General features: G+C 50.1%; 21 protein-coding genes, 1 tRNA gene and 3 pseudogenes. 17 read left to right on the top strand and 8 right to left on the bottom strand.

The annotated features are described in order from the left end of the window. Positions 1-68 precede the first annotated feature (68 nt). Complete coding sequence (gene pepD / locus J4728_RS19945) at positions 69-1,526, bottom strand: cytosol nonspecific dipeptidase (protein WP_001292977.1); 1,458 nt, start codon at positions 1,524-1,526, stop codon at positions 69-71. A 248-nt stretch (positions 1,527-1,774) separates the two neighbouring features. On the opposite strand from pepD, the gene gpt reads away from it, so the two are divergent. The 3 genes from gpt (at position 1,775) to crl (ending at position 4,025) form a co-directional block, all read left to right on the top strand. Then, the gene (gene gpt / locus J4728_RS19940; protein WP_001292018.1) at positions 1,775-2,233 is read left to right on the top strand and encodes a xanthine phosphoribosyltransferase; all 459 of its coding nucleotides are present in this window, start codon (positions 1,775-1,777) and stop codon (positions 2,231-2,233) included. An 88-nt stretch (positions 2,234-2,321) separates the two neighbouring features. Then, positions 2,322-3,566 carry an esterase FrsA gene (gene frsA / locus J4728_RS19935; protein ID WP_000189582.1) on the top strand — a complete coding sequence of 415 codons (1,245 nt, stop codon included), beginning with the start codon at positions 2,322-2,324 and terminating at the stop codon, positions 3,564-3,566. Positions 3,567-3,623: 57 nt separating this feature from the next. Beyond that, entirely contained in the window at positions 3,624-4,025 is a 402-nt protein-coding gene (gene crl, locus J4728_RS19930; RefSeq protein ID WP_000174693.1) for a sigma factor-binding protein Crl, read from the top strand. A gap of 50 nt (positions 4,026-4,075) precedes the next feature. Here crl and phoE read toward each other — a convergent pair whose 3' ends face one another. After that, positions 4,076-5,128, bottom strand: coding sequence for a phosphoporin PhoE (gene phoE, locus J4728_RS19925; RefSeq protein ID WP_001043667.1), 1,053 nt, complete (start codon positions 5,126-5,128; stop codon positions 4,076-4,078). Between the two features lie 281 nt (positions 5,129-5,409). Between phoE and proB the strand changes: the two genes are divergently transcribed. The 4 genes and pseudogenes from proB to J4728_RS19905 form a co-directional block, all read left to right on the top strand. After that, positions 5,410-6,513 carry a glutamate 5-kinase gene (proB, locus tag J4728_RS19920; protein WP_001285275.1) on the top strand — a complete coding sequence of 368 codons (1,104 nt, stop codon included), beginning with the start codon at positions 5,410-5,412 and terminating at the stop codon, positions 6,511-6,513. Between the two features lie 11 nt (positions 6,514-6,524). Continuing rightward, a complete protein-coding gene (gene proA, locus J4728_RS19915; protein WP_208212308.1) occupies positions 6,525-7,775 on the top strand; it encodes a glutamate-5-semialdehyde dehydrogenase in 1,251 nt (416 codons plus the stop codon). A gap of 115 nt (positions 7,776-7,890) precedes the next feature. Then, a tRNA-Thr gene (locus tag J4728_RS19910) sits at positions 7,891-7,966 on the top strand. A gap of 163 nt (positions 7,967-8,129) precedes the next feature. Further along, positions 8,130-8,384 (top strand): annotated as a pseudogene (locus J4728_RS19905) (Arm DNA-binding domain-containing protein); the annotation flags it as partial. Positions 8,385-8,401: 17 nt separating this feature from the next. On the opposite strand, the pseudogene J4728_RS19900 reads toward J4728_RS19905, so the two are convergent. Then, positions 8,402-9,566, bottom strand: a pseudogene (locus J4728_RS19900) (IS3 family transposase). A 66-nt stretch (positions 9,567-9,632) separates the two neighbouring features. On the opposite strand from J4728_RS19900, the pseudogene J4728_RS19895 reads away from it, so the two are divergent. The 9 genes and pseudogenes from J4728_RS19895 to J4728_RS19855 all read left to right on the top strand — a co-directional run. Further along, positions 9,633-9,998 (top strand): annotated as a pseudogene (locus tag J4728_RS19895) (diol dehydratase reactivase ATPase-like domain-containing protein); the annotation flags it as partial. Next, positions 9,946-10,074 (top strand): diol dehydratase reactivase ATPase-like domain-containing protein, encoded by a 129-nt coding sequence (locus J4728_RS24315; RefSeq protein ID WP_077221214.1) that lies wholly within the window; start codon positions 9,946-9,948, stop codon positions 10,072-10,074. The pseudogene J4728_RS19895 and the gene J4728_RS24315, both read left to right, overlap by 53 nt. A 109-nt stretch (positions 10,075-10,183) precedes the next feature. Then, positions 10,184-10,507 (top strand): DUF1889 family protein, encoded by a 324-nt coding sequence (locus tag J4728_RS19885; protein ID WP_001573898.1) that lies wholly within the window; start codon positions 10,184-10,186, stop codon positions 10,505-10,507. Between the two features lie 341 nt (positions 10,508-10,848). Beyond that, a complete protein-coding gene (locus tag J4728_RS19880) occupies positions 10,849-12,087 on the top strand; it encodes an MFS transporter (RefSeq protein WP_077910726.1) in 1,239 nt (412 codons plus the stop codon). 131 nt (positions 12,088-12,218) lie between these two features. After that, the gene (gene leuC / locus J4728_RS19875; protein ID WP_208212304.1) at positions 12,219-13,640 is read left to right on the top strand and encodes a 3-isopropylmalate dehydratase large subunit; all 1,422 of its coding nucleotides are present in this window, start codon (positions 12,219-12,221) and stop codon (positions 13,638-13,640) included. A gap of 1 nt (position 13,641) precedes the next feature. Beyond that, the gene (gene leuD, locus J4728_RS19870; RefSeq protein ID WP_000379343.1) at positions 13,642-14,268 is read left to right on the top strand and encodes a 3-isopropylmalate dehydratase small subunit; all 627 of its coding nucleotides are present in this window, start codon (positions 13,642-13,644) and stop codon (positions 14,266-14,268) included. A gap of 14 nt (positions 14,269-14,282) precedes the next feature. Beyond that, positions 14,283-15,161: a fumarylacetoacetate hydrolase family protein gene (locus tag J4728_RS19865; RefSeq protein ID WP_000780208.1), complete on the top strand. Its 879-nt coding sequence runs from the start codon at positions 14,283-14,285 to the stop codon at positions 15,159-15,161. Then, positions 15,161-16,075, top strand: a complete 915-nt coding sequence (locus tag J4728_RS19860) for an alpha/beta fold hydrolase (RefSeq protein WP_000105593.1) — start codon at positions 15,161-15,163, stop codon at positions 16,073-16,075. The genes J4728_RS19865 and J4728_RS19860 overlap by 1 nt, the downstream gene beginning before the upstream one ends. Before the next feature lie 33 nt (positions 16,076-16,108). Continuing rightward, on the top strand, positions 16,109-17,074 hold the full coding sequence (locus J4728_RS19855) for a LysR family transcriptional regulator (RefSeq protein WP_208212302.1): 966 nt from the start codon (positions 16,109-16,111) through the stop codon (positions 17,072-17,074). On the opposite strand, the gene J4728_RS19850 is transcribed toward J4728_RS19855, so the two are convergent. Beyond that, entirely contained in the window at positions 17,019-17,291 is a 273-nt protein-coding gene (locus tag J4728_RS19850) for a hypothetical protein (RefSeq protein ID WP_001675688.1), read from the bottom strand. The genes J4728_RS19855 and J4728_RS19850 overlap by 56 nt on opposite strands. A 691-nt stretch (positions 17,292-17,982) precedes the next feature. On the opposite strand from J4728_RS19850, the gene J4728_RS19845 reads away from it, so the two are divergent. Beyond that, positions 17,983-18,381 carry a hypothetical protein gene (locus tag J4728_RS19845; RefSeq protein ID WP_208212300.1) on the top strand — a complete coding sequence of 133 codons (399 nt, stop codon included), beginning with the start codon at positions 17,983-17,985 and terminating at the stop codon, positions 18,379-18,381. Between the two features lie 46 nt (positions 18,382-18,427). On the opposite strand, the gene stbE is transcribed toward J4728_RS19845, so the two are convergent. From stbE to stbB, 4 genes are read right to left on the bottom strand one after another with little or no spacing between them, the layout of a single operon-like run. Continuing rightward, entirely contained in the window at positions 18,428-19,186 is a 759-nt protein-coding gene (stbE, locus tag J4728_RS19840) for a fimbrial biogenesis chaperone StbE (protein ID WP_001247037.1), read from the bottom strand. After that, positions 19,152-20,477, bottom strand: a complete 1,326-nt coding sequence (stbD, locus tag J4728_RS19835) for a fimbrial usher protein StbD (RefSeq protein ID WP_208212298.1) — start codon at positions 20,475-20,477, stop codon at positions 19,152-19,154. The genes stbE and stbD overlap by 35 nt, the downstream gene beginning before the upstream one ends. 4 nt (positions 20,478-20,481) lie before the next feature. Beyond that, positions 20,482-23,043, bottom strand: a complete 2,562-nt coding sequence (locus J4728_RS19830) for a fimbrial outer membrane usher protein (protein ID WP_208212296.1) — start codon at positions 23,041-23,043, stop codon at positions 20,482-20,484. Then, positions 23,027-23,788 carry a fimbrial biogenesis chaperone StbB gene (gene stbB, locus J4728_RS19825; RefSeq protein ID WP_000781492.1) on the bottom strand — a complete coding sequence of 254 codons (762 nt, stop codon included), beginning with the start codon at positions 23,786-23,788 and terminating at the stop codon, positions 23,027-23,029. Before stbB ends, J4728_RS19830 begins: the two co-directional genes overlap by 17 nt. Positions 23,789-23,826: the final 38 nt, after the last annotated feature.

The raw sequence follows: 23,826 nt of genomic DNA, 5'->3' as shown, positions 1-23,826 counted from the left end.
GGCAATGGATACCCGATATTCCTATTGATAGCCCGTTCCAGAAATGGGACGGGCATTTTAGCGCTTTCTTACTTCGCAGGAATCGCTTTCAGCAATTCGGTCAGCAGAGTCCAGTAGTGGCCGACGCTTTCGATATGTACCTGCTCATCCGGAGAGTGAGGTCCGGTAATGGTAGGCCCAATAGAAACCATGTCCATATCCGGATAGGGTTTCTTAAACAGACCGCATTCCAGGCCGGCGTGGATAATCTGGATGTTCGGTGTCTTGTTGAACAGACGCTGATAGGTTTCCCGCACCAGGTGCATGACCGGCGAGTTCGCATCGGGCTGCCAGCCAGGATAGCTGCCTTTTGCTTCGGTTTTCGCGCCAGCCAGCTTGCCCAGCGAATCCAGCATACTCACCACATAATCTTTACCGCTGTCGATAAGAGAGCGAATCAGGCAGTGAATTTCGACATTCGCATCAGACATTGTGACCACGCCAACGTTCAGCGATGTTTCCACTACGCCTTTCGCCACGTCTGAATTGCGGATCACGCCGTTCGGCGTTGCGTTCAGCAGGCGCACAAAGGTATCGCGTGACGGCGCGGTCAATGCGGCTTTATCACTGGCAACCTCATTGAGTTGCAGCGTCAGGTTTTTCTCTTTTTCCGCCAGTTCGTTTTTCAGAATATCCTGGTAAGCGTTCACTAATGTTTTCAGAGCGCCTACGTTGTCTGCGGCAACGGCGAGGGTAGCGAACGCTTCGCGCGGAATCGCGTTACGCAGCGTGCCGCCGTTGAAATCGATCAGACGCAGATCCAGTTCTTCTGCGTGCCCGGCCAGAAAACGCGCCAGCAATTTGTTGGCATTGCCAAGGCCGAGGTGAATTTCACCACCGGAGTGGCCGCCTTTCAGGCCTTTCAGGGTTAGCTTAAAGCACGCAAATCCTGCGGGTACAGCTTCACGGGTCAACGGCAGATTAGAGGTAAAATCAATACCGCCTGCGCAGCCCATATAGATCTCACCTTCTTCTTCAGAGTCGGTGTTGATCAGGATGTCGGCCTGCAACCAGCCGGACTGGAGGCCGAACGCGCCATCCATGCCCGCTTCTTCGGTCATGGTCAGCAGCACTTCCAGCGGGCCGTGGACGACATTATCGTCAGCCAGTACCGCTAACGCAGAAGCCATTCCAATACCATTGTCGGCGCCGAGCGTAGTACCGCGCGCTTTAACCCATTCGCCATCAATATAAGGCTGGATAGGATCTGTAGTGAAGTCGTGAACGGTGTCGCTATTTTTTTGCGGCACCATATCCAGATGCGCCTGTAAAACGACCGGCTTGCGATTTTCCATACCTGCAGTGGCGGGCTTACGGATCAGAATATTACCGACCTGGTCGCGATCCACGTAAAGGCCTTTCTCTTTGGCCCAACTCACAATATGTTCCGCGAGTTGCTCTTCGTGATAGGACGGGTGAGGAATAGAACAGATTTTGGCAAAAATATCCCACAAAGGTTGTGGTGATAACTGAGACAGTTCAGACACGATAAGTCTCCTTGGCGGTGGTCTGAAAAACGTTCTTACAGGCCACAGGGTTAGCGGAATTGATAACTCTTACGAGATGCGACTGAGAATACCACTTTCTCCGCCTGCGGGTAGTATAAAGCATACAAAAAGAGGCGTGGATTCCGCTAAACACTGGTTTTTAGCGCGTCAGGTCTCTATAATCTCGCGCAACTATTTCCCCCTCGAACACTTTTTAAGCCGTAGATAAACAGGCTGGGACACTTCACATGAGCGAAAAATACGTCGTCACCTGGGACATGTTGCAGATTCACGCACGCAAACTGGCGAGCCGCCTCATGCCTTCAGAACAATGGAAAGGCATTATTGCCGTAAGTCGTGGCGGCCTTGTACCGGGCGCACTACTGGCGCGTGAATTGGGCATTCGTCATGTCGATACCGTATGCATCTCCAGCTACGATCACGATAACCAGCGCGAACTGAAAGTGCTGAAACGTGCAGAAGGCGACGGCGAAGGCTTTATCGTCATCGACGATCTGGTCGATACCGGCGGCACCGCCGTCGCGATTCGCGAAATGTACCCTAAAGCGCATTTCGTCACGATTTTCGCTAAACCGGCGGGCCGTCCGCTGGTTGATGATTATGTTATTGATATTCCTCAGAACACCTGGATTGAACAGCCCTGGGATATGGGTGTGGTATTTGTACCGCCGATTTCAGGTCGTTAATCAGCAGCTTTTCAGAGCGCCCGGCAATGCCGGGCGCTGTTTTATTGGTTACAATAAGCCTCTATGAGTATCCAAGGAGGCTGCACGAATGACACAGGCTAACCTCAGCGAAACCCTGTTCAAACCCCGCTTTAAACATACTGAAACGTCTACCCTTGTCCGTCGGTTCAATCGTGGGTCGCAGCCGCCCATGCAATCCGCGCTGGACGGTAAGAACGTCCCGCACTGGTATCGCATGATAAACCGCCTGATGTGGATTTGGCGCGGCATTGACCCACGAGAAATCCTTGATGTGCAGGCGCGTATTGTGATGAGCGACGCAGAGCGAACGGATGATGATTTATACGATACGGTCATCGGTTACCGCGGCGGCAACTGGATTTATGAGTGGGCAAAGCAGGCGATGGACTGGCAGCAGAAAGCCTGTCAGGAACAGGACGCCATGCGCAGCGGACGCTACTGGCTTCATGCCTCAACGCTCTATAACATTGCCGCCTACCCGCATTTGAAGGGCGATGAGCTGGCGGAGCAGGCGCAGGCGCTGGCGAATCGCGCCTATGAAGAGGCCGCGCAGCGGTTGCCAGGCTCGTTACGTGAAATGGAATTTGCCGTTCCTGGCGGTTCGCCTGTCACCGCGTTTTTACATATGCCGAAAGGGGATGGCCCGTTTCCGACGGTGCTCATGTGCGGCGGCCTGGACGCCATGCAAACCGACTATTACACCCTGTATGAACGCTATTTCGCGCCGCGCGGTATCGCGATGTTAACGCTTGATATGCCTTCGGTTGGATTTTCATCAAAGTGGAAATTAACCCAGGATTCCAGCTTGCTCCACCAGCATGTGTTAAAAGCGCTTCCTAATGTTCCCTGGGTGGATCATACCCGTGTTGCGGCGTTTGGTTTCCGTTTTGGCGCCAATGTTGCGGTGCGTCTGGCCTATCTGGAAGCGCCGCGTTTGAAGGCGGTGGCTTGCCTGGGGCCGGTGGTCCATGCGCTACTTAGCGATCCGCAACGACAGAGCACGGTGCCGGAGATGTATCTGGATGTGCTGGCCAGCCGTCTGGGTATGCATGATGCTTCGGATGAGGCGCTGCGTGTGGAGCTCAATCGCTATTCGTTGAAAGTACAGGGGCTACTGGGCAGACGTTGTCCTACGCCAATGCTTTCCGGCTTCTGGAAAAACGATCCTTTCAGCCCGGAAGAAGAGTCTCGCTTAATTACAACATCATCTTCAGACGGTAAGCTGATAGAGATCCCTTTTAACCCGGTGTACCGCAATTTTGACCGCGCGCTGCAAGAAATTACCGACTGGATTAATCATAGATTGTGTTAATAGATTGATAAATTCTATTGATTTGGTAAAACAGTTGCTTCATTAAAGGAGATCGCAATGACGTTACCGAGTGGACACCCGAAAAGTAGATTGATCAAGAAATTTACCGCGCTTGGCCCCTATATCCGGGAAGGGCAGTGCGAAGACAATCGTTTTTTTTTCGATTGCCTGGCAGTTTGCGTCAACGTGAAGCCCGCGCCAGAGAAGCGTGAATTTTGGGGCTGGTGGATGGAGCTGGAAGCACAAGAGAAACGCTTCACTTATCGTTATCAGTTTGGTTTGTTTGATAAAGAGGGCAACTGGACCGCAGTGCCGATTAACGAAACCGAAGTGGTGGAGCGACTGGAATACACGCTACGCGAGTTTCATGAAAAGCTACGCGACCTGCTGATTTCTATGGAGCTGGCGCTGGAGCCGTCTGACGATTTCAACGACGAGCCGGTAAAACTGTCGGCATAACCCTGCTGTCATGCCTGATGGCGCAGCGCCATCAGGCACAATGCGACTTATCAGAACTGGTAGGTCAACCCTATTGCCACAATATCATCGTCATTAATGCCTAACGTGTTATCGCTATCAAGCTGATTGATTTTGTAATCTACAAACGCGGACATATTTTTGTTGAAGTAATAGGTTGCGCCAACGTCAATGTAATTCACCAAATCCTCACTGCCGACGCCCTCAATATCTTTGCCTTTTGACAGCACATAGCCTAATGACGGACGCAGACCAAAATCAAACTGATACTGGATAACTGCTTCGAAGTTTTGGGTTTTATTGGCAAATCCGCCGGAAACTGGCGTCATGTTGCGGGTTTCTGAATAGAAGGTCGCAATATAAATATCATTCGCGTCATACTTTACACCCGTAGCCCAGGCTTCGGCTTTATCGCCCGTACCGCGGCGCTGCAGATTTTGCTCCCTGGTGCGATCGGAGAGAGTATAAGCGCCGCTGACGGCAAAATCGCTGCCGCCGAAATCATAGCTCACGGATGTGCCGAAGCCGTCGCCGTTTTGCTTTTTCACATCGCGATCTTCGTTTTTCCCCTGATACTGTAAGGTAAGATCCAGTCCATCAACGATGCCGAAGAAATCGGTATTGCGGTAAGTCGCCAGCCCGCTGGCGCGTTTAGTCATAAAATTATCGGTCTGGGCGGAAGAGTCGCCGCCGAATTCGGGAAACATATCCGTCCAGGCCTCAACATCGTACAGCGCGCCCAGGTTACGTCCATAGTCAAAAGAACCGATATCTTTTAATTTCAGGCCAGCAAAGGCCAGGCGGGTTTTTTGCTGGGACGAATCACTTTCGGCTTTATTACCGGCAAACTCAGCTTCCCAGCGTCCGTAGCCGGTCAATTGATCGTTAATTTGCGTTTCGCCTTTAAAACCAAAACGAACGTAGCTTTGATCGCCATCTTTGCTGTCATAATCGCTCATATAGTGCATGGCTTTAACTTTTCCATACACATCAAGCTTATTACCGTTTTTATTGTAAACCTCGGCGGCGTGAACAGATGCTGATGCGATGATACTCACCACTATTGCCAGAGTGCTCTTATTCATTTCCATTCCTGTTTTAATTACGCGCTATGATTTGTCGGGAAACCCGGTAAAAAACAGGAAGGTTTTTAACGTTCGGTAATGAAAGATTTATGACAAAGTGAGAATTTTTTTAAAAAATATGTTTAATTGTTGCGGTAATAAAATGGTCAAATTCCGCCGCTACGCTTGCTGATCCTGCGCAACAAAATTTCACGCTACGCGTACAGGTTGTTGGCAACCGGAGCCAGTCCTGCTAAAACGTTCATTTGGTCTTTATTTCTTATTTTGAACGGCAGAGAATCATGAGTGACAGCCAGACGCTGGTCGTAAAACTCGGCACCAGCGTGCTAACAGGCGGATCGCGCCGCCTGAACCGTGCCCATATCGTAGAACTTGTCCGCCAGTGCGCGCAGCTACACGCCGCGGGACATCGTATTGTTATTGTTACCTCTGGCGCGATTGCCGCCGGACGTGAACATCTCGGCTACCCGGAACTGCCGGCAACAATTGCCTCTAAACAGCTTCTGGCGGCGGTAGGGCAAAGCCGTCTGATTCAACTGTGGGAGCAGTTGTTTTCAATTTACGGTATCCATATCGGGCAGATGCTGTTGACGCGTGCGGATATGGAAGACAGAGAGCGCTTTCTGAACGCCCGCGATACGCTGCGTGCATTACTGGATAACCATATTGTGCCGGTTATCAATGAAAATGATGCCGTTGCGACAGCGGAAATTAAAGTGGGCGATAACGATAACCTCTCCGCGCTGGCGGCGATCCTGGCAGGCGCGGATAAACTGCTGCTGCTGACCGATCAGCAAGGATTATTTACCGCCGATCCGCGTAGCAATCCGCAGGCGGAGCTTATCAAAGATGTGTATGGCGTTGACGATGCGCTGCGCTCTATCGCGGGAGACAGCGTTTCCGGGCTGGGAACCGGTGGTATGAGCACTAAGCTTCAGGCGGCAGACGTGGCCTGTCGCGCGGGTATTGATACAATTATTGCCTCAGGCAGTAAACCGGGCGTGATCGGCGATGTGATGGAGGGGATTTCCGTCGGCACCCGTTTTCATGCGCAAGCCTCGCCGCTGGAGAACCGCAAACGTTGGATCTTCGGCGCGCCGCCGGCAGGCGAAATTACGGTTGATGAAGGCGCGACCGCGGCAATGCTGGAACGTGGCAGTTCACTTCTGCCAAAAGGCATCAAAAGCGTGACGGGCAATTTCTCGCGGGGGGAGGTCATCAGAATTTGTAACCTGCAAGGGCGTGATATTGCTCATGGCGTCAGCCGTTATAACAGTGATGCTCTGCGGCGGATAGCCGGTCACCACTCTCAACAAATCGATGCGATTTTGGGCTATGAATATGGCCCGGTCGCTGTTCATCGTGATGACATGATTACTCGATAAGGAACAGGCATATGCTGGAACAAATGGGCATTGCTGCTAAAGCGGCGTCGTATAAGCTGGCGCTGCTCTCCAGCGGCGAAAAAAATCGCGTGCTGGAAAAAATAGCCGATGAACTGGAAGCGCAAATGGAAAGTATCCTCAGCGCGAACGTACAAGATGTTGAGCAGGCGCGAGACAACGGCCTGAGCGAAGCGATGCTGGACCGCCTGACGCTGACCCCTGCGCGTCTGAAAGCGATTGCTGACGATGTGCGCCAGGTCTGTAATCTCGCCGACCCGGTCGGGCAGGTGATCGACGGCGGTCTGCTGGACAGCGGGCTACGTCTGGAGCGCCGCCGCGTGCCGTTGGGCGTGGTTGGCGTTATCTATGAGGCGCGTCCGAATGTTACCGTTGATGTGGCTTCTTTGTGTCTGAAAACCGGTAATGCGGTGATTCTACGCGGTGGGAAAGAGACGCATCGCACGAATGCCGCAACCGTTCGTGTCATTCAGAAGGCGCTGAAAGCTTGCGGTTTACCGGAGGCGGCGGTTCAGGCGATTGATAATCCGGATCGTTCGCTGGTCAATGAAATGCTGCGTATGGATAAGTACATCGATATGCTGATCCCGCGCGGCGGCGCAGGCTTGCATAAACTGTGTCGCGAGCAATCCACCATTCCGGTGATTACCGGCGGGATTGGCGTGTGCCATATTTTTGTTGATAGCAGCGCAGACATCGCCCCGGCGCTGAAGATTATTGTCAACGCTAAAACCCAGCGCCCGAGCACCTGTAACACGGTGGAAACCTTGCTGGTGCATCAGGACATCGCAGAACGCTTTTTGCCTGCGCTGAGCAAGCAGATGGCGGAGAGCGGCGTGACGTTGCATGGGGATGAAACCGTCATGCAGGTACTGCATGGCCCTGCCAAACTGGTGGCGCTGAAACCGGAAGAGCTGGATAACGAGTTTCTGTCTCTGGATCTGAACGTTGTGGTGGTCGAAAATATGGATGGCGCTATCGGCCACATTCGCGAACATGGCACTCAGCACTCCGATGCGATTTTGACGTGTGATATGCATAATGCTGCGCGTTTTGTGAACGAAGTGGATTCCGCTGCGGTTTATGTCAACGCCTCTACCCGTTTTACCGACGGCGGGCAGTTTGGGCTTGGCGCAGAAGTGGCGGTCAGCACGCAGAAATTACATGCCCGCGGTCCGATGGGGCTTGAAGCGCTTACCACCTATAAGTGGATCGGCTTTGGCGATGGTACGATTCGTGCGTAATTAATGACGAGCGGTGCAAAAATAGCCGGTTGAGTAGCAAGGCTATTGACGCACCGCCCGGTTAGTTTTAACCTTCTACCCCGTGATTCACCTGCGTGAACACACCCTTCTTAGGGCCGATATAGCTCAGTTGGTAGAGCAGCGCATTCGTAATGCGAAGGTCGTAGGTTCGACTCCTATTATCGGCACCATCTCAAGTTCCTCAAACGTCCGTATTCATCCATAAATACACTGATTTATAACGACTTTATTGCTTTTTTGTCCATCACCGTCCGTAACCATCCAGTAGAATCCGACACTGAATGTGTATAGGATTGTGTATATGTTCCTGTTCGGTCTTGGATTCCTATCCACATGCCTTTAAACGATATGCAGATTCGCCGCGCTAAGCCTGAAACTAAAGCCTATACACTCGGAGATGGGCAAGGGTTGTCATTGCTAATTGAACCTAATGGAAGCAAGAGCTGGCGGTTCCGTTATCGTTTTGCCGGTAAGCCAAAAATGATCTCGCCGGGTGTGTATCCGACGATCACACTTGCAGATGCCAGTTCTCGTCGTGATGATGCCCGAAAACTTGTGGCAGAAGGAAAGAGCTGTGATCCTACCCGCGTAATATGGGCACAACCCTAAGCGAGGCTCTGGTTTTCAAATTGTTCCGGACTGAGACCGCCACAGGCACTGTGACGACGCCACCGATTGTAATCACACTCAATATAATTAAACACTGCTGTCCGCATTATTTCCCGGCTGACAAAGTCCTCTCCGTGGATACATTCCACCTTCAGCGTATGGAAGAAGCTTTCCGCACAGGCATTGTCGTAACAACAACCTCTGGCGCTCATACTTCCCCGCAGATTATGGCGTTTCAGTAAGCTCTGATAATCCGTTGAACAGTACTGACCGCCTCTGTCTGTATGCACGATGACATTTTCCGGACATTTACGCCGCCACAGCGCCATCTGTAACGCATCGCAGGCAAGCTGTGCTGTCATCCGCGAAGACATCGACCAGCCAATGACTGACCGCGACCACAGATCGATAACCACGGCCAGATAAAGCCAGCCTTCACCAGTGCGAAGATACGTGATGTCACCCACCCACTTCTGATTCGGGCCGCTGGCGTAAAAGTCCTGCTTCAGCAGATTCTCTGAGACTGGCAGATCATGTTTGCGGTAACTGACCGGACGGAACCGGCGCGAGGCTTTCGCCCGCAGCCCCTGCCGACGCAGGCTGGCCGCCACGGTTTTCACGTTGAACTGGTAACCCTGAGCACGAAGCTCATCCGTCAGGCGTGGCGCACCATAGCGTTGTTTTGCGTCACTGAATGCTTCCCGGACGACGTTATCACAGACAAGGCGGAACCGCTGACGCCGGTTTATCTGATGACGACGCTGATGCCAGACGTACCAGCCGCTACGGGCAATCTGAAGTACACGGCACATGGCTTTGATATTGAACTCAGCCTGATGTTTTTCGATGAAGACATACTTCATTTCAGGCGCTTCGCGAAGTATGTCGCGGCCTTCTGGAGAATGGCCAGTTCCTCATCCCGTTCTGCCAGTTGACGTTTCAGACGGGCGATCTCAGCGGACATCTCCTGCTCGCGTTCAGAAGAAGAGAGCTGATTTTGCTGTTTGCTTCGCCAGTTGTAGAGCTGTGATTCATACAGGTTAAGTTCGCGGGCGGCAGCGGCCACCCCAATGCGTTCAGCCAGTTTCAGGGCTTCCTGACGAAATTCAGGCGTGTGTGCTGCTTGCGTGGCTTTTTGGTGGTTGATGCTGGTTTTGTCATGTGAGTCACCTCTTACTTGTGAGTTTACTCACTTAGTCGCGTGTCCACTATTGCTGGGTAAGATCAATGGCCTCGCTGACCAGTCATGACATGAACGCCGTGCATATCCAGGATCTTCTTGCGGTGGATACGTTTATTCCCCGCGCGGTACAGGGTGGCATTGCCGGGGAATGTTCAATGGAAAACGCCGTTGGCATTGCGGCGATGGTGAAATCCGATCGCTTACAGATGCAGGCTATCGCCAGCGAGCTAAGCGCCCGGTTAAATACCCCAGTTGAAGTCGGTGGTGTGGAAGCCAACATGGCTGTGGCTGGCGCGTTAACGACGCATGGATGCGCCGTGCCGCTGGCGATCTTCGATTTAGGCGCAGGATCCACCGATGCCGCCATTATCAATAACGATGGCGCAGTACGGCGTTGTCGCCGGGCAGGGTAATATCCGTGGTACTGAAGGCCCGCGCAATGCGGTAGCGACCGGGCTGGTTTTAGCCGGAGAAGCCAAAAAATAGCGCAGAAAACAGCCGCGCAAGCGTTTAGCTGCGGGGTAAGTCAAAGAAAGGCGATGTTCTCTTTGATATCCCGGCGGAGTTGGGTACATAGTATCAAGGTGTCTCTCACGTGGTTAATTTTAAGGATAAGAGCATGCCAACAGCAATTGAAAAAGCCTTGGATTTTATTGGTGGTATGAACACTTCGGCGTCAGTACCCCATTCAATGGATGAAAGTACCGCTAAGGGAATTCTAAAGTATTTGCATGACTTAGGTGTGCCAGCGAGTCCGGAAGTTGTGATGGCAAGGGGTGAGCAGGAGGGATGGAATCCTGAGTTCACGAAAAAAGTGGCCGGATGGGCAGAAAAAGTCGCCTCCGGTAACCGCATCCTTATCAAAAACCCAGAGTATTTTTCGACCTATATGCAGGAGCAGCTCAAAGAACTCGTGTGAGCTGACTATCGAATAAAACGCTAACGGACGTTTCCATCTAAGGATGGCGGCGTCCAGAAGGGGTTGCCAGTGACAGTTTTGGACTGCCGATTCATTTCTTTTCGTCAAATTAATGTCTATATATTTATTGAATAAATATATAGTTCATAACTTACTACGTTGCCATTACCGCGTCATTCTTAGATGATCTACATTTCATAAAACACTTGATTCCATTTTGTCTCTATTAAGAAAAATAAAATGTGAACGCTGTCAATTCTGTAAACGTAAAAGATAAATATTGTATACACGGATGTTTGTTGGCAAACAGGCAGATGGCAATCAGGATCTTTTACGGAACATTGTGTATGAAAAATAATATTGAAGAGACAATAGGTAAGTACTTGCCTATTTTAATGATATTACCTCTGGCGGGTTTGGCAGAGTTAGCTTCTTTATATTCAATCCAGGCTTTATTACCAAAGTTAAGTGAGGTTTATAATATCCCATTGAATCAGGTAGGGATGATTTTGTCTGCTGAGGTGGGGTTTCTGGCATTAGCCATGTTATTTAGCGGCACGTTATCTGACCGTTTTGGGCGAAAGCCAATCATTTTTTATTCGTTGCTGGCAGGAGGTATTTTAACTCTATTGTGCGCAACTGCATCATCATGGCCGATGCTGGTGGTATACCGCGCTTTGCTCGGCATTGCAGTAAGTGGTATTACGGCGGCCGTTACAGTCTATATCAGTGAAGAAGTCTCTCCTGCTTTGGCAGGGATTGTTACTGGATATTTTATTTTTGGCAATTCGCTAGGGAGTATGTCTGGTCGTGTGTTTGCAACTTTGATGATGGAGCATGTATCTATAGATACGATTTTCTTTATCTTCGGTGGTGTTCTGATTGCTATGGCACTCGCGGTGAAGTTGTTTCTCCCGACATCCCGACAGTTTGTTCCTACACCTTCACTACAGCTTGGTGCAGTGTTGAAAGGCGGGTTGGAACATTTTAAGAATATCCGAGTATCATTATGTTTTGTCATTGGATTTATTCTTTTCGGCTCTTTTACGTCCATCTTTAATTTTCTGGCGTTTTACCTGCATCGACCGCCTTATGAGCTGAGCTACACCTGGATAGGTTTGATTCCAGTTAGCTTCTCATTAACTTTTTTTCTTGCGCCATATGCTGCCCGTGTCGCGTTGAATATTGGGTCGATGAACGCGCTCAGTATGCTGATCATCTGTATGATGGTCGGTGCATTTCTCACGCTAATCGCCCCTTCTCTGTGGGTTTTCATTTCAGGTATCGTTTTACTGTCAGTCGCATTTTTCTCTGCTCATTCCACCGTATTAGCCTGGGTCAGTTCACGGAGTCCAAACGCAAAAGGACAGGCGACATCGTTTTATCTGCTTTGCTACTACTCTGGCGGTGCAGTAATGGGGTATTTAAACGGGTATCTTTTCTCCTGGCAGGGATGGAATGCTATTGCGGCATCATGTCTGATGATGCTGGGGATAGGATTATTGATCTGCCGGTTTATTTTCGCAAAATATGAGAAACAACCGCAAATCAAAAAACAGTCAGTTCAGGAGAGTTTCTGATTATAGACACGAAGTGTGTTTTTATACTTTCCATAATGGAATCATCATTTTTTCATTAATGTGTCACTATAGCTAAAAGCTTAAATTGTGAATATTTGGCTACCCGGATATTCGTTGCTCCAGGAATATATATGTCTGCTAAAACGCTGTATGAAAAATTAGTTGAGTCACATACCATTCGTGAACTTGATAACGAAGGACATGTTTTACTTTATATTGATCGTTCAATACTGAATGAATATACCAGCCCGCAGGCATTTAGCGGGTTAAGAGAACGCGGTCGCACCGTTCGGCACCCCGACACGTTTTTATTGAATATTGACCATGTTAATCCCACGCGGTCGCAACGGGATGTCTTAATGACCGATCCGGGAGGACAGCTACAGGTTGATTACTTTCGGGAAAATGCCGCTGACTTTGGCATCACATTATTTGATGTGCTGGATCCGCGTCAGGGGATTGAACACGTGGTTGCTCATGAACAAGGGCTAGTGATGCCTGGCATGGTGATCGCCGCCGGGGATAGTCACACGACAACCTACGGTGCATTTGGCGCGCTGGGCTTTGGTATCGGGACGTCGGAAATTGAACATCTGCTGGCCACGCAGACGCTGGTTTACCGCAAGCTCAAAACCATGCGCGTAAGTGTTCAGGGAGAGCTACCTTTCGCCTGTTCCGCAAAAGATATTGTTCTTGAATTGCTTGAACGTATTGGCGCTGATGGCGCGACGGGATATGCCATTGAATTTGTGGGTGAGGCCATCAGCGCGTTGAGCGTTGAAGGACGAATGACGCTCTGCAACATGGCGGTAGAAGCGGGGGCGCGTGGTGCCATTATTGCGCCGGATAAAAAGGTTTTTGACTATATCTACGGTAAACCGCAAATGCCTGTAGGTGAACTCTGGCAGCAGGCATTGCTGGAATGGTCACAGTTGAGCAGCGATGCTGATGCGGTATTTGATAAGACGGTGGCGATCAACTGCCATGATCTTGAGCCTAAAGTCACCTGGGGAATCAGTCCGGATCAAACAGGTTCCATCACCGGACGTGTCCCTTTCCCGGAACAGGAAACCAATCCGCTTAAGCGCCTGGCGCTTGAGAAGGCCCTTCATTACATGGGATTAACGGCTGGCATGTTGCTGAAAGATATTCGTATCTCTCACGCTTTTATTGGTTCATGCACAAATGGTCGCATTGAGGATTTGCGTGCCGTTGCGAAGGTGCTTGAAGGGCGCAAAATCGCCAGCCATGTTCGCGGGATCATTGTGCCTGGCTCAACAATGGTAAGATGCCAGGCGGAAGAAGAAGGACTGGCGAAAATCTTTATTGCTGCCGGTTTTGAATGGCGGCAGTCGGGTTGCTCAATGTGCCTTGCGATGAATGAAGATGTGTTGTTGCCCGGCGATCGCTGTGCATCAGGTACGAACCGTAACTTCCCTGGACGACAGGGCGCTGGAGCAAGAACGCATTTGATGAGCCCGGCGATGGTTGCGGCGGCGGCGGTAGCGGGGCATCTGGTCGATGTTCGGTCATTACTTCAGGCAGGGGAATAAGATGGATACGTTTAAGCAAATCAGCGGGCGAATTGCGCCGATGCTGGAACCGAATATCGACACTGATGTGATTATGCCAAAACAGTTCCTGAAAGGGATCGATCGCCAGGGGCTGGATAAAGGGGTGTTTTTCGATCGTCGCTTTATGGCTGGCGGCCAACCAAATCCTGATTTTATTCTGAACATGCCGGGCTGGCAGAGCGCGACATTCCTGCTGGTTGGCCCCAATTTTGGCTGTGGATCGAGTCGTGAACACGCCGTATGGGGATTGAAACAACTGGGAGTACGGGGGCTGATAGGTAGCACATTTGCAGGCATTTTCGATGATAACTGCCAACGCAACGGGATCCTCACGGTCTCATTAGATGAACCTGCTTTGGCGCGCCTGGCGCAGCTTGCCGCGAGTGCTGATACCAATTCTATCACTGTTTCACTCGATCGCTGCGAAATTACGACGGCAGAGGAAACGATCTCCTTTGTGATTAGTGAACTCAAACGGGCGATGCTGGCCGCAGGCGAAGATGCGATAGCCTGGACATTGCAATACTTGCCGGAGATTGAAAATTTTGAGGTTGCGCATTATTCACGGCGGCCGTGGTTAAAACGCCCTGCATCCCCGCGCGGTTAAGGAAGAAGACTGCAATGAAACTGGTTCAATATCTTGTGAACGGTGGCAAACGCTACGGCATTATGCAGGAAACCGGAATAATTGATCTCTCGCAGCGGCTTGGCGACAAATATCCCACTTTGAAATCTCTACTGTGCGCTAATGCGCTGACGGATGCGGCGTTATGGTGTGATGAGCCGGCGGATTATTACTACCAGGAAGTCACTTTTCTGCCGGTGATTGACGATCCGCAGAAGATCATCTGTGTCGGAATGAATTACGCCGATAAGCGTATTGAGTTTAATGAAACCAACCCGGCCCCAACCCTTTTTGTCCGCTTTGCGGATTCTCAGACCGGGCATAATGGCCTGCTGCTGAAGCCTGAAAATACCAATGAGTTCGACTACGAAGGTGAATTAGCCGTAGTGATTGGGCGGCCATGCTCCCGGGTCAGCGCTGAGGATGCTTTAGATTATGTCGCCGGATACAGCTGCTATATGGATGGTTCAGTGAGGGACTGGCAGCATAGCTGGTTTACGGCTGGAAAAAACTGGCCTTCGACAGGATCATTCGGTCCGTGTCTGGTGACCACAGACGACATTCCCGATCCCCAGATGCTACGTTTACTGACACGACTAAACGGGCGGGAGGTGCAGAACGAATCTACGGCAAATATGATCCATCCTATCGCTTCACTCATTGCTTATATAAGCACCTTTACTCTGCTTTCCCCTGGCGACACGATCCTCACAGGGTCGCCTGGTGGAGTGGGCAAAAAACGCGTTCCACCGCTGTTTTTACACGATGGTGATGTTATTGAAGTTGAGATTGAACATATTGGAACCCTGCGCAATGTCGTCCGGGATAGCCGTTATTTAACATCATCTGTTAGCTGGCATGACGGGAGAAAGTGATGAGTACACTGATTGAATGCGGTGCCTCTCCGTTTATTCCGGGGTTTGCGCTCAAGGATGTTCGTCTGGAAAATGGTCTGACGGTAAGAGTGGCTATCGGAGGCAGCGGTTCACCTTTGGTACTGCTACATGGGCATCCGCAGAATCATACAACATGGCGGAAAGTCGCACCGACATTGGCGCAAAATCATACAGTCATTTTGCCGGATTTGCGTGGCTATGGCGACAGCGATAAACCAACGAGCGATCCGGCGCACCGTACCTATTCAAAGCGCACCATGGCGCAGGATATCGTCATGTTAATGGACGCGCTCGGCTTTTCCCGTTTTGCCTTCGTAGGGCACGATCGTGGCGGACGCGTAGGACACAGGCTCGCGCTGGATTATCCGGATCGTGTGACCTGTTGTACTTTTATCGACATTGCTCCAACCGCGACGATGTACGCCTTGACCGATAAATCCTTTGCTACGCGTTACTTTTGGTGGTTTTTCCTGATTCAACCTTTCCCGTTACCCGAAACGATGATTGCGCACGATCCGGCATTTTTTCTGCGTAAGCATATTTCTGGCCAGTTAAAAATAGAGGGCGCGACCTCGCAGGAAGCATTCAATGAATACCTGCGCTGTTACCAGAACCCTGAGATGATCCACGCGATCTGTGAGGACTACCGGGCTGCTGCGACGATTGATTTGGACGATGATGCCGCAGATACGTCGGCGCGTATCCGGTGTCCGTTACAGTTGCTGTGGGGAGGGCTGGGAACGGTAGGGCAACTATATAATGTGGTTGGTACCTGGAAAGAAAAGGCGCTAAACGTTCAGGGGGAAGCATTGCCTTGCGGACACTCCCCGCAGGAAGAGTGTCCTGAGTACTTTATCCAGAAACTTCAGTCCTTTTTACATTCAGTGTTATAACTCGGTCATCCTTTGCAACTTCGCACTGATGCTATGAAAACGACACCTGTAGGAAAAAAACATCGCCAGCCCCTTGAGGGCTGGCCTTCTGTTGAAGATCTTTTCGTTTTTGTCACCGTTGCTCGCAACGGTGGATTTGCCCGGGCAGCGCTGGAGCTGGGGTTATCTCCCTCCTATATCAGCAAACGTATCGCTATCCTTGAAAAATGTCTCAACGCCCGGCTTTTTTTTCGAAATAACAGAGTGATGCGTCTCACACCGGAAGGCGAAAATGCGCTGTGTGGGGCTATGCAGGTCGTCAGTGAAATGGATGGTTTTGTCAGTCGTTTGGATAATCAACGTGGTGTGTTGGCTGGTAATATCACCATCAACTGCTCATTTGGTTTTGGGCATAAATATGTCGCAGAGGCGCTGTCGTCATTTATGATCACCTATCCTGATATTACGGTAAAACTCACGCTAACAGATCGTGAAGTGGATCTGGTGGAAGAGGGGATCGATATTGAAATTCGCGTTGGGGATGATATCAACGAATTGTATATCGCACGGCAGTTAGCCACTAATCGACGGATCCTGTGTGCTTCCCCTGAATACCTCGAACGCCACGGCAAGCCAGAGTCTGTTAGTGCGCTTGTGCAGCACGATTGCCTAATGATTCAGGAAAAAAACTCGGCATTTGGCAATTGGATATTAACGGACGGTAAGCAGCAGACACATTGCCGACTAAACGGTTTTCATTCTTCCAACAGCGGCAGTGTGGTGCTTATTTGGGCCCTGAAAGGCCATGGCATTACATTGCGGTCGGAATGGGATGTTGCGCAGTATATTGAACGAGGTGAGCTGGTTCGCGTGTTGCCTCAGTGGTATCAGGAAGCGAATATCTGGGCTGTATATACCCGGCGTTCATCAAGTTCTGATCGTATCAAAATCTGCATCGATTTCCTCACGGAGCATCTTGCACAATGCTTGCCAGGCGGTAAAGCACCGGGCGTACTGTGATCAGTCGGCGCCAACTGTCGTGGCGCCAGATGCTCTGACTTACGTTTACTGTTAGGTGTTCTTTTTGCCAGCACCCAGTAGCTTTTAGGGCGTTGCGTTGGTGGCGCGGTTTTGTTTCCGCTATCGTGGCGAAGTTATCTTTTATCCCACCACGCGGCCCAACCTCCACATAGATACCTCCATTATTACCGGATTTCTCACCTGGTTTTAACGTCATATTTTATCTCCTGATTTTTGGGTGACGATTATCGGAGGTTGAGAATTCTATTGGTATCGGCTGGATGGCATTGTAAGTATCACACACTCACTCCATAACAATCAGATTGATTGAGCGACTACTTTAGCTCAATAGATATGTGTTCATCTTAAGCGTATTATCGCAGGTTGGTAATTAAAATTCTTTAAAAAACAATACCATCCATCAATTCAATATGCTGATTTTTCGAGGTTTTCTCAAATTTAGTTATGCTTATGTAATGCTACCTAACTGACTAAAAGTAATGCTCTTTTCACACAAAAGCCTTAACAGAGGAAACGCAATATTACGTGACTTAATGCCTCTGCTCATTCTCATTAGTTATACCAATGTAATGTTTTCTCACAGCAAAAGAGAAGTAGCTACCTGTGCAGCATTATAGGCGGAAAATCCATTGGGGGTATTACCAAAGATGAAATAGAAAATTAATATTATTAATTAAATGAATATGAAATAGGTATTGTTCCTGTTATCGTTACAACCTTTTCTGTCATAACAATCTTCTCATTTTCTTTCTCGCATACTTGCTGAGACATGATATAAATGTCTATGAGGACGTCAGCTCGGAAAGCATTCGTTCTGCATGGTATGCCTTTCGCTATTCTCAGGGGCGTGAAATGAAAGTTTTCTTTGATGGAGTCTATATAAGCATATGAAATTGATAATAATTCTCCTTCTCGCGCTATTCCCGTTATGTTCATCTGCCAGCAATCATTATGCCCTTGTTTTTGAAAATAACACGATACTGCTTGTTTTAAATCTTAAATTTTCCCCCTGTGATTTAAACTGCGCAAATATTCAGTATCAGCTTTTCAATAAAGAGACGGAGTCTGTTATTTCAGGGGTTGCTAAGCCTGTGACAACGGGCATCGAAAATAATTTTCGTGGTTATATGATGCGTAATAATAATACGTCCTACACATTAATTGAATCAGATAATAAAAACGTATGGGATATGTCTGTTGAGGAGAAGGGAACTCAACAGAACAAAGATACCGTGCAAAAAGTAAAATATCAGCTTAATGCTATTTTTGACAATGGTACATGCTGAGTCTGGCTTGCCTCAGGGATACGATCGTATCCCTGAATATTTCCCATCAAAACTCAGGAATAAAATTACTCTTACTAATATATTTTTCCAGTATGGCGGTATATTGTCGCCAGTTCCCGGAATCATTGATTACTGCATAATTTATCGATGCTCCCGGCGTTGGCGAGCGTGTTAGCGGCACATCAAGTGCTGTTTTCGGCGCAACCATGATATCGCCGATACTTTTCTTGTTATCCATCGTTAACGTTAAACTCATATACCACGAGGTGGGGTTAACTATCCGTATAGTATTCTCTTTAGCAATAAAGCGTAATTTTTTCTCCTCCGCTTCCGTGGGCGCTTTTAGCCCAGTCGGGCGAATTAAAATTTTTAGCCTCAAACGAAGCGGTAACACCAGTTTTCGCGGGTGGTTTTTAATGTCCTGGGTGACTGGCGGTATCTGATAAATGTTTAGCCAGAAGAGACTCTCCCGGTCCGTTGCCAGCTGCTGGCGGGAACTCAGGAGCAGGCGAAGCGTTCTCAGTTCTCCTGGCTGCATTTTAAATACCGGCGGCAGCGCCACCAGCGGCGTTTTGCTGTTATCCGGAGAGGCGTCAATGTTTCCGGCGTCGGTCCATACCTGTAACAGCATCGGCGTTGTATTATCGTTGGATAATGTCAACGATTGAGCGACCTCATCTGAAGCAAAAATAATTCGGGTTCTGTCAATATTAACGGCAGCTTGTGCCGGGCCATACCATCCCGTCAACCCAAGTAGCGTTAATATGACTTTACTGAAAACTAACCACTGCCTGTAATTGCGCATTCACGCTTCCTGCCGTTACTGTTTGTCCGCCGATCGCCTCAAGCGAGGCAGTAAAATCACCGCTGTAGGTTTCTACTGAACCGGATGATACCCGTGTGGTTAAATCTTTATAGCCATACCAGCCTCGGGCGTTGCCGGTGCCTGTCTTGATCCGATCGGGTAACAGGTTAATTGGCGTACCGGCATCGTTATAGATGCGGATACCCACTCCGGAAGCTACGCCAGGTTCGCCATAATGGGTGTCCAGTAGCCACGACAGACCGCCTGCGGATGTGGTTAGCCCCAGGCGACGCGCCGCCGCCACGGCGGTGGGTTGATTAACGACAAACCCCATTGCGACATTAGCGGCGCTGGTGGACGGGAGGGCACTGGACACTGCGCCGGACTCACATTCCAGGCTGACGTGGAAAGGCGCCTGGCTATTGCCTCCGGCGGCTAATATGCCGACGGCGACAGGGGGAATTTTCACGATCGCAGGATAATCTGTGATTTTACATAACGCGCCGCGAACATAGGTGACGCTATTATATGTACTCCATGCCCCGGGCCAATAGCTGGGCCAGCCATAATAATCGCTGGCATGATCCAGTCCCGCTTTGATCCGCTCGGTAATCAAGCCTGGGCCTTTAAACGCGATATAACCCCGAGGCTGCGTCCAGGTATCTCGGTCCATTGGATTCTGGTAGGCAAAATATTTTCTTGAGTCAATTTTAAACATCTCATATAGCACGTTGCTAAACGCGCTGGCAGGAATATAAATATATTTGTCATCCTGAAACCAACTGTCTGCGGTAAGTTGGCGTTCTTTCCAGAAACGGCTGTAATATTCGCCGGTACTGAGGTTTGTCATACGGACAGCAACATTACGCTCCACATCATAATAGGCGCCTTCTACTTCGGGAGTAAAAAATGCCCCCGCAAAAGCGCTATCGCCATTTGTCGAATACATCTCATAGAGCTTCCCGGCATCGGCGGTATCGCAGCGGTAAAGTACCTGTTTACTGGAATAGGGCGTTTCGGTGGCGGCCGTCAGGAAGTTACCGATCCCACTGGCCAATAGTGTGCCGGAGGGTTGAAATGTTTCACTATTACTGATGCTAATCACCGTTGGCAAACCGATATTACCGGTATTTGTGTCAGTTGCGCCGATCCAGTTTTGCGCCGTGTAGCCCGCTTTTATCGCCGCGTCAGAGAGCGCGCTCTTATCGGTGACTTTGATACATGACGACCATGTTCCGGCGCTGACAAACAGACTGGTGATAAACAAGAGCGTTCGGAAATTAAAAAGCATTGTGCTATTCCTTCTCGCAGATTTTGTTCAGATAGAGAAACGGTTCTTTGGTGTGAAGATCGAGTTGGTAGGCAACCCGGCAACGCTGGTTTGCCCCTGTTCCCCAGCGCACCAGTAGAGAACCCGACGGATGGGCGATACGGGCATAAATCTGCCCACTCTGGCCGACCATGCCGATGTTTGTGCCTTCACCGTTGAAAACATCAGCGCCCATTGGCGGTATGCCGCCATCCGGCATCTTCACGGAGATCAGCACCGCTTTGCCGCTGATAGTGGCGAAATTGACACGCGCGATGGCGCCGGCATAGGGCACAATCTGCTGACTTCCTCCCGTCAGTTCGGCATCGCTGCGCATCTTACGGGTATCGAGCGTAACGTTATTGACGCGGTAAGGAGATAACGAAGGCAGAATGGCGTAACCAAAGTGATCAACCACAGCGCCCTGGCCATTTTGTACGATCGCGCCCTGCGCGCCATCGGCATGAATAAGCGCAAAGGTATCGCTGGTATAGGGTCCAGCCGTCAGACCGCCAGGGTGGAGTACCAGGGTGCCGGACGCGCCCAGTCCTTCCTGACGATAGTTATCACCCTGGTCATAGTTGGCGCGAAGTGCGCCAAACCGGGTGTTTTGTTGTAGATTACCGCCAAACGTCGTTGGCGCGCTGCTATCGCTATTACTATTGCGATAACGCTCGTAGCTGCCATAAACCGACCATGACAGGTCGCTGTTTTCACCGCTACTGCCGGTCATGGATACGGTTGAGGAACGGCTTTGACTGGACTGGTTATAATTCATGGCGACAGACGTTCTGTTTTCGCCCCAATCCAGCGGTATAGAGACATTAAACGACATTGTGGTTTCGGTATATTTTTGTCGGCTACTCACGTCCAGTGGTTCGTTAACGCCGTGATAAAAGCGATCGTAATCCCAGGTGGTGCGCTGTCGTGCGATATTCACCCCGTAGCTTATATTCCGCCACTGGTTGCTATACCCCATTTGTAGCTGTGTTATACGCGATTGGTTATTGTAGTAGTCTGCGGTGCTGGCGCTGAGGTTAAGCGTGCCAAGCCGTCCTAACGGCTGGCTTACCGTCGCGGACAGGCGATTGCGCTGATGCAGCGTGTCGGAGTAGTAATCAATCCCCGTTTTTGCTTCCCGGCGTACGCCGAGCACGTCCTGAAGATCGCGAAAGCCGTTGGTTGAATAACGATAAGCCGCCAGCACCAGGTTAGTGCCGGTGGTAAACGTTTTGCTGTAACTGAGTTCCGCGCGCCAGCCTTGCTGGCGATCGTTATGCTCTGCGCGCGCATTCGACCAGGTGGCGTTAAGGCCGAACGCGCCCATACCGGTGGCCCAGACGCCGCCCGCCAGCCATGCCTGGTAACGCTGCGCAATTCGTGAACCGAGGTTGAGGGTAATGGTGTTATTAACGCCGTGCTGGAACGTTCTCTCAAAGAAACGATTTTCAATATCGTAGTACTGACGGACCCTGCCGAAGGCCAGCGAATAGTGCCAGTTACCGGGACGTACCGAATCCGGCACGGAAGAATAAGGCACGGTGAAACGTGAGGTTTTACCGCTGGCCTCGATAACCTCTACCTCCAGATCGCCTTGATAACGGGTGTTGTACAGATCGTCAATATAAAATGGGCCCGGCGGAACGTTGGTTTCATAAATCACTTTCCCCAGTTGTTTTACTACCACGTGCGCGCTACTGGCCGCTACGCCCCGAACTTCCGGCGCATAACCGCGTTTGCCCTGCGGGCGCATCCGCTCGTCGGTGACTAGTTTAGCTCCGTTAAAAGACAGACTGCCGAATAAGCTGGAGTCCGTATAGCTATCGCCCAGCGACAGAATACTGTTAATAGACGCGACAGGTCTTTGCACCCAGGTTCGAACGCTATTATAGCGCCAGGCGCTTCCGCTCTGGTTGCTATTGGCATAGCGCAGATTACTTTGATGACGGACCTGCCAAAGTCCGAGGTTAACGCCCATGTTTAAACCGCTCCATAAGTATTGGTAGCGATAATGGCTGTCGGTATTTTCGGTGCGGGTCCAGTTTGTGTTATGGCGTAAAAACAGCGCCAGCGCGCCGCTATCCCACTCTGAAGGGGAGATATAACCGCGCGGTTTGTGCGTAAGTTCGGTCATTGGAATCGTCAGCAACAGGCGAAGCGTGGCGCTATCAAATTGCCAACCGGCATGAGGTACCCACTCCCTGAGCGGGCGACACTCGGTCGCAGCGTCGGTCGCGGGAAGTGATTTTATCTGTGCCGCTTTCATCACCGATAAGGGCAGGCAGGGTTCCGTCTGTTGACCCTCTTTTACAGCATCAAATCGAATATTAGTGCTCGCTGTTACCAGCGTGCCATTAACGTAAACGTCGGCAAGATAGTCTCCGGAAGGCGTTTGCCGTTCATTAAAACGGGCAATATTTTGTCCGTAAGTGGCCCCCTGAAGTAGCGCAGGATCAAAATAATACTCTTCACCCTGCGCGGAGCCTGAGCAAACTATGGCGATCAATAGCGCAAGGCTTTTGCGGTTCAAATTAATGGTGGGGGACATCGTAGCTCTCGCTTATCCTTGCGCCCAGGTCGTTAACTAAAGTAACGGTGACTGTACCGGAGAAGGATTTGAGTGACCGTTTGCCCGGCAGCCACCAGGTTTGACTGGAGAAAGGGGCAATCATGTCAGCATCCAGGTTATACGAAGCGCCGTTCACTTTTACATTCAGGTTACTTAAAGAGGCAAACCAGGGCTGCGGATTAACAATAACAATACCGCTTTTTCCGGAACCCTTATTTACCGTTTTAATCTGTAGTTTTTTCGCCAGATTATCAGGTTTACCTAGCCCGTCAGGACGATAGAAAAGTTTTATTCTTGAGCGCAGCATCACCAACATTTTATTTTGCCCGCTGTCGCTGCCAATATTCGTTGGTGGTACCTGTAATACGTTAAACCAGAATACTGACTCACGATCCTGCGGCAATTTTTTCGTGTTGTTATAAATTACGCGTACAACCTGGCCTGCTTTGGGTTGAATACGAAATACCGGCGGCGTGGCAATGAATGGCATCGCGCTGCTATTTTCCGGGCTGGTATTCATATCGCCATCGTCAAACCAGGTTTGTACGATATAAGGTATTGCATCATTATTTTTTAACTGCACATCTACGGAGGAGGCTGTTGATGGGTAAATTATTCGGCTACCCAAAATAGTAACGCTCGCCCACGATGCTGTGGCGGGTAGGGCCAGCAATAGAAAAACTATTAAGTAATATAATGCGGAATGTCGGGTATCCATTTTCATCTCAACAACTCCCTGGCGATTGAAAAAGGTCTGGCGTT

Origin of the sequence: Salmonella sp. 32070601201500089SM, assembly GCF_017573605.1 — a bacterium.
Classification (GTDB): Bacteria; Pseudomonadota; Gammaproteobacteria; order Enterobacterales; family Enterobacteriaceae; genus Salmonella; species Salmonella enterica.
This window is presented reverse-complemented; position numbering and strand designations above follow the sequence as displayed.

Excerpts from the sequence above, each read along its gene's own strand:
- J4728_RS24315 (WP_077221214.1), top strand. The coding sequence starts at position 9,946 with ATGCCGCCATTATCAATAACGATGGCGCAGTACGGCGTTGTCGCCGGG.
- J4728_RS19855 (WP_208212302.1), top strand. The coding sequence starts at position 16,109 with ATGAAAACGACACCTGTAGGAAAAAAACATCGCCAGCCCCTTGAGGGC.
- stbE (WP_001247037.1), bottom strand. The coding sequence starts at position 19,186 with ATGCGCAATTACAGGCAGTGGTTAGTTTTCAGTAAAGTCATATTAACG.
- proB (WP_001285275.1), top strand. The coding sequence starts at position 5,410 with ATGAGTGACAGCCAGACGCTGGTCGTAAAACTCGGCACCAGCGTGCTA.
- leuC (WP_208212304.1), top strand. The coding sequence starts at position 12,219 with ATGTCTGCTAAAACGCTGTATGAAAAATTAGTTGAGTCACATACCATT.
- gpt (WP_001292018.1), top strand. The coding sequence starts at position 1,775 with ATGAGCGAAAAATACGTCGTCACCTGGGACATGTTGCAGATTCACGCA.
- stbB (WP_000781492.1), bottom strand. The coding sequence starts at position 23,788 with ATGAAAATGGATACCCGACATTCCGCATTATATTACTTAATAGTTTTT.
- J4728_RS19860 (WP_000105593.1), top strand. The coding sequence starts at position 15,161 with ATGAGTACACTGATTGAATGCGGTGCCTCTCCGTTTATTCCGGGGTTT.
- frsA (WP_000189582.1), top strand. The coding sequence starts at position 2,322 with ATGACACAGGCTAACCTCAGCGAAACCCTGTTCAAACCCCGCTTTAAA.
- stbD (WP_208212298.1), bottom strand. The coding sequence starts at position 20,477 with ATGCTTTTTAATTTCCGAACGCTCTTGTTTATCACCAGTCTGTTTGTC.
- crl (WP_000174693.1), top strand. The coding sequence starts at position 3,624 with ATGACGTTACCGAGTGGACACCCGAAAAGTAGATTGATCAAGAAATTT.
- leuD (WP_000379343.1), top strand. The coding sequence starts at position 13,642 with ATGGATACGTTTAAGCAAATCAGCGGGCGAATTGCGCCGATGCTGGAA.
- J4728_RS19850 (WP_001675688.1), bottom strand. The coding sequence starts at position 17,291 with ATGACGTTAAAACCAGGTGAGAAATCCGGTAATAATGGAGGTATCTAT.
- proA (WP_208212308.1), top strand. The coding sequence starts at position 6,525 with ATGCTGGAACAAATGGGCATTGCTGCTAAAGCGGCGTCGTATAAGCTG.
- J4728_RS19845 (WP_208212300.1), top strand. The coding sequence starts at position 17,983 with ATGAAATTGATAATAATTCTCCTTCTCGCGCTATTCCCGTTATGTTCA.
- phoE (WP_001043667.1), bottom strand. The coding sequence starts at position 5,128 with ATGAATAAGAGCACTCTGGCAATAGTGGTGAGTATCATCGCATCAGCA.
- J4728_RS19865 (WP_000780208.1), top strand. The coding sequence starts at position 14,283 with ATGAAACTGGTTCAATATCTTGTGAACGGTGGCAAACGCTACGGCATT.
- J4728_RS19830 (WP_208212296.1), bottom strand. The coding sequence starts at position 23,043 with ATGTCCCCCACCATTAATTTGAACCGCAAAAGCCTTGCGCTATTGATC.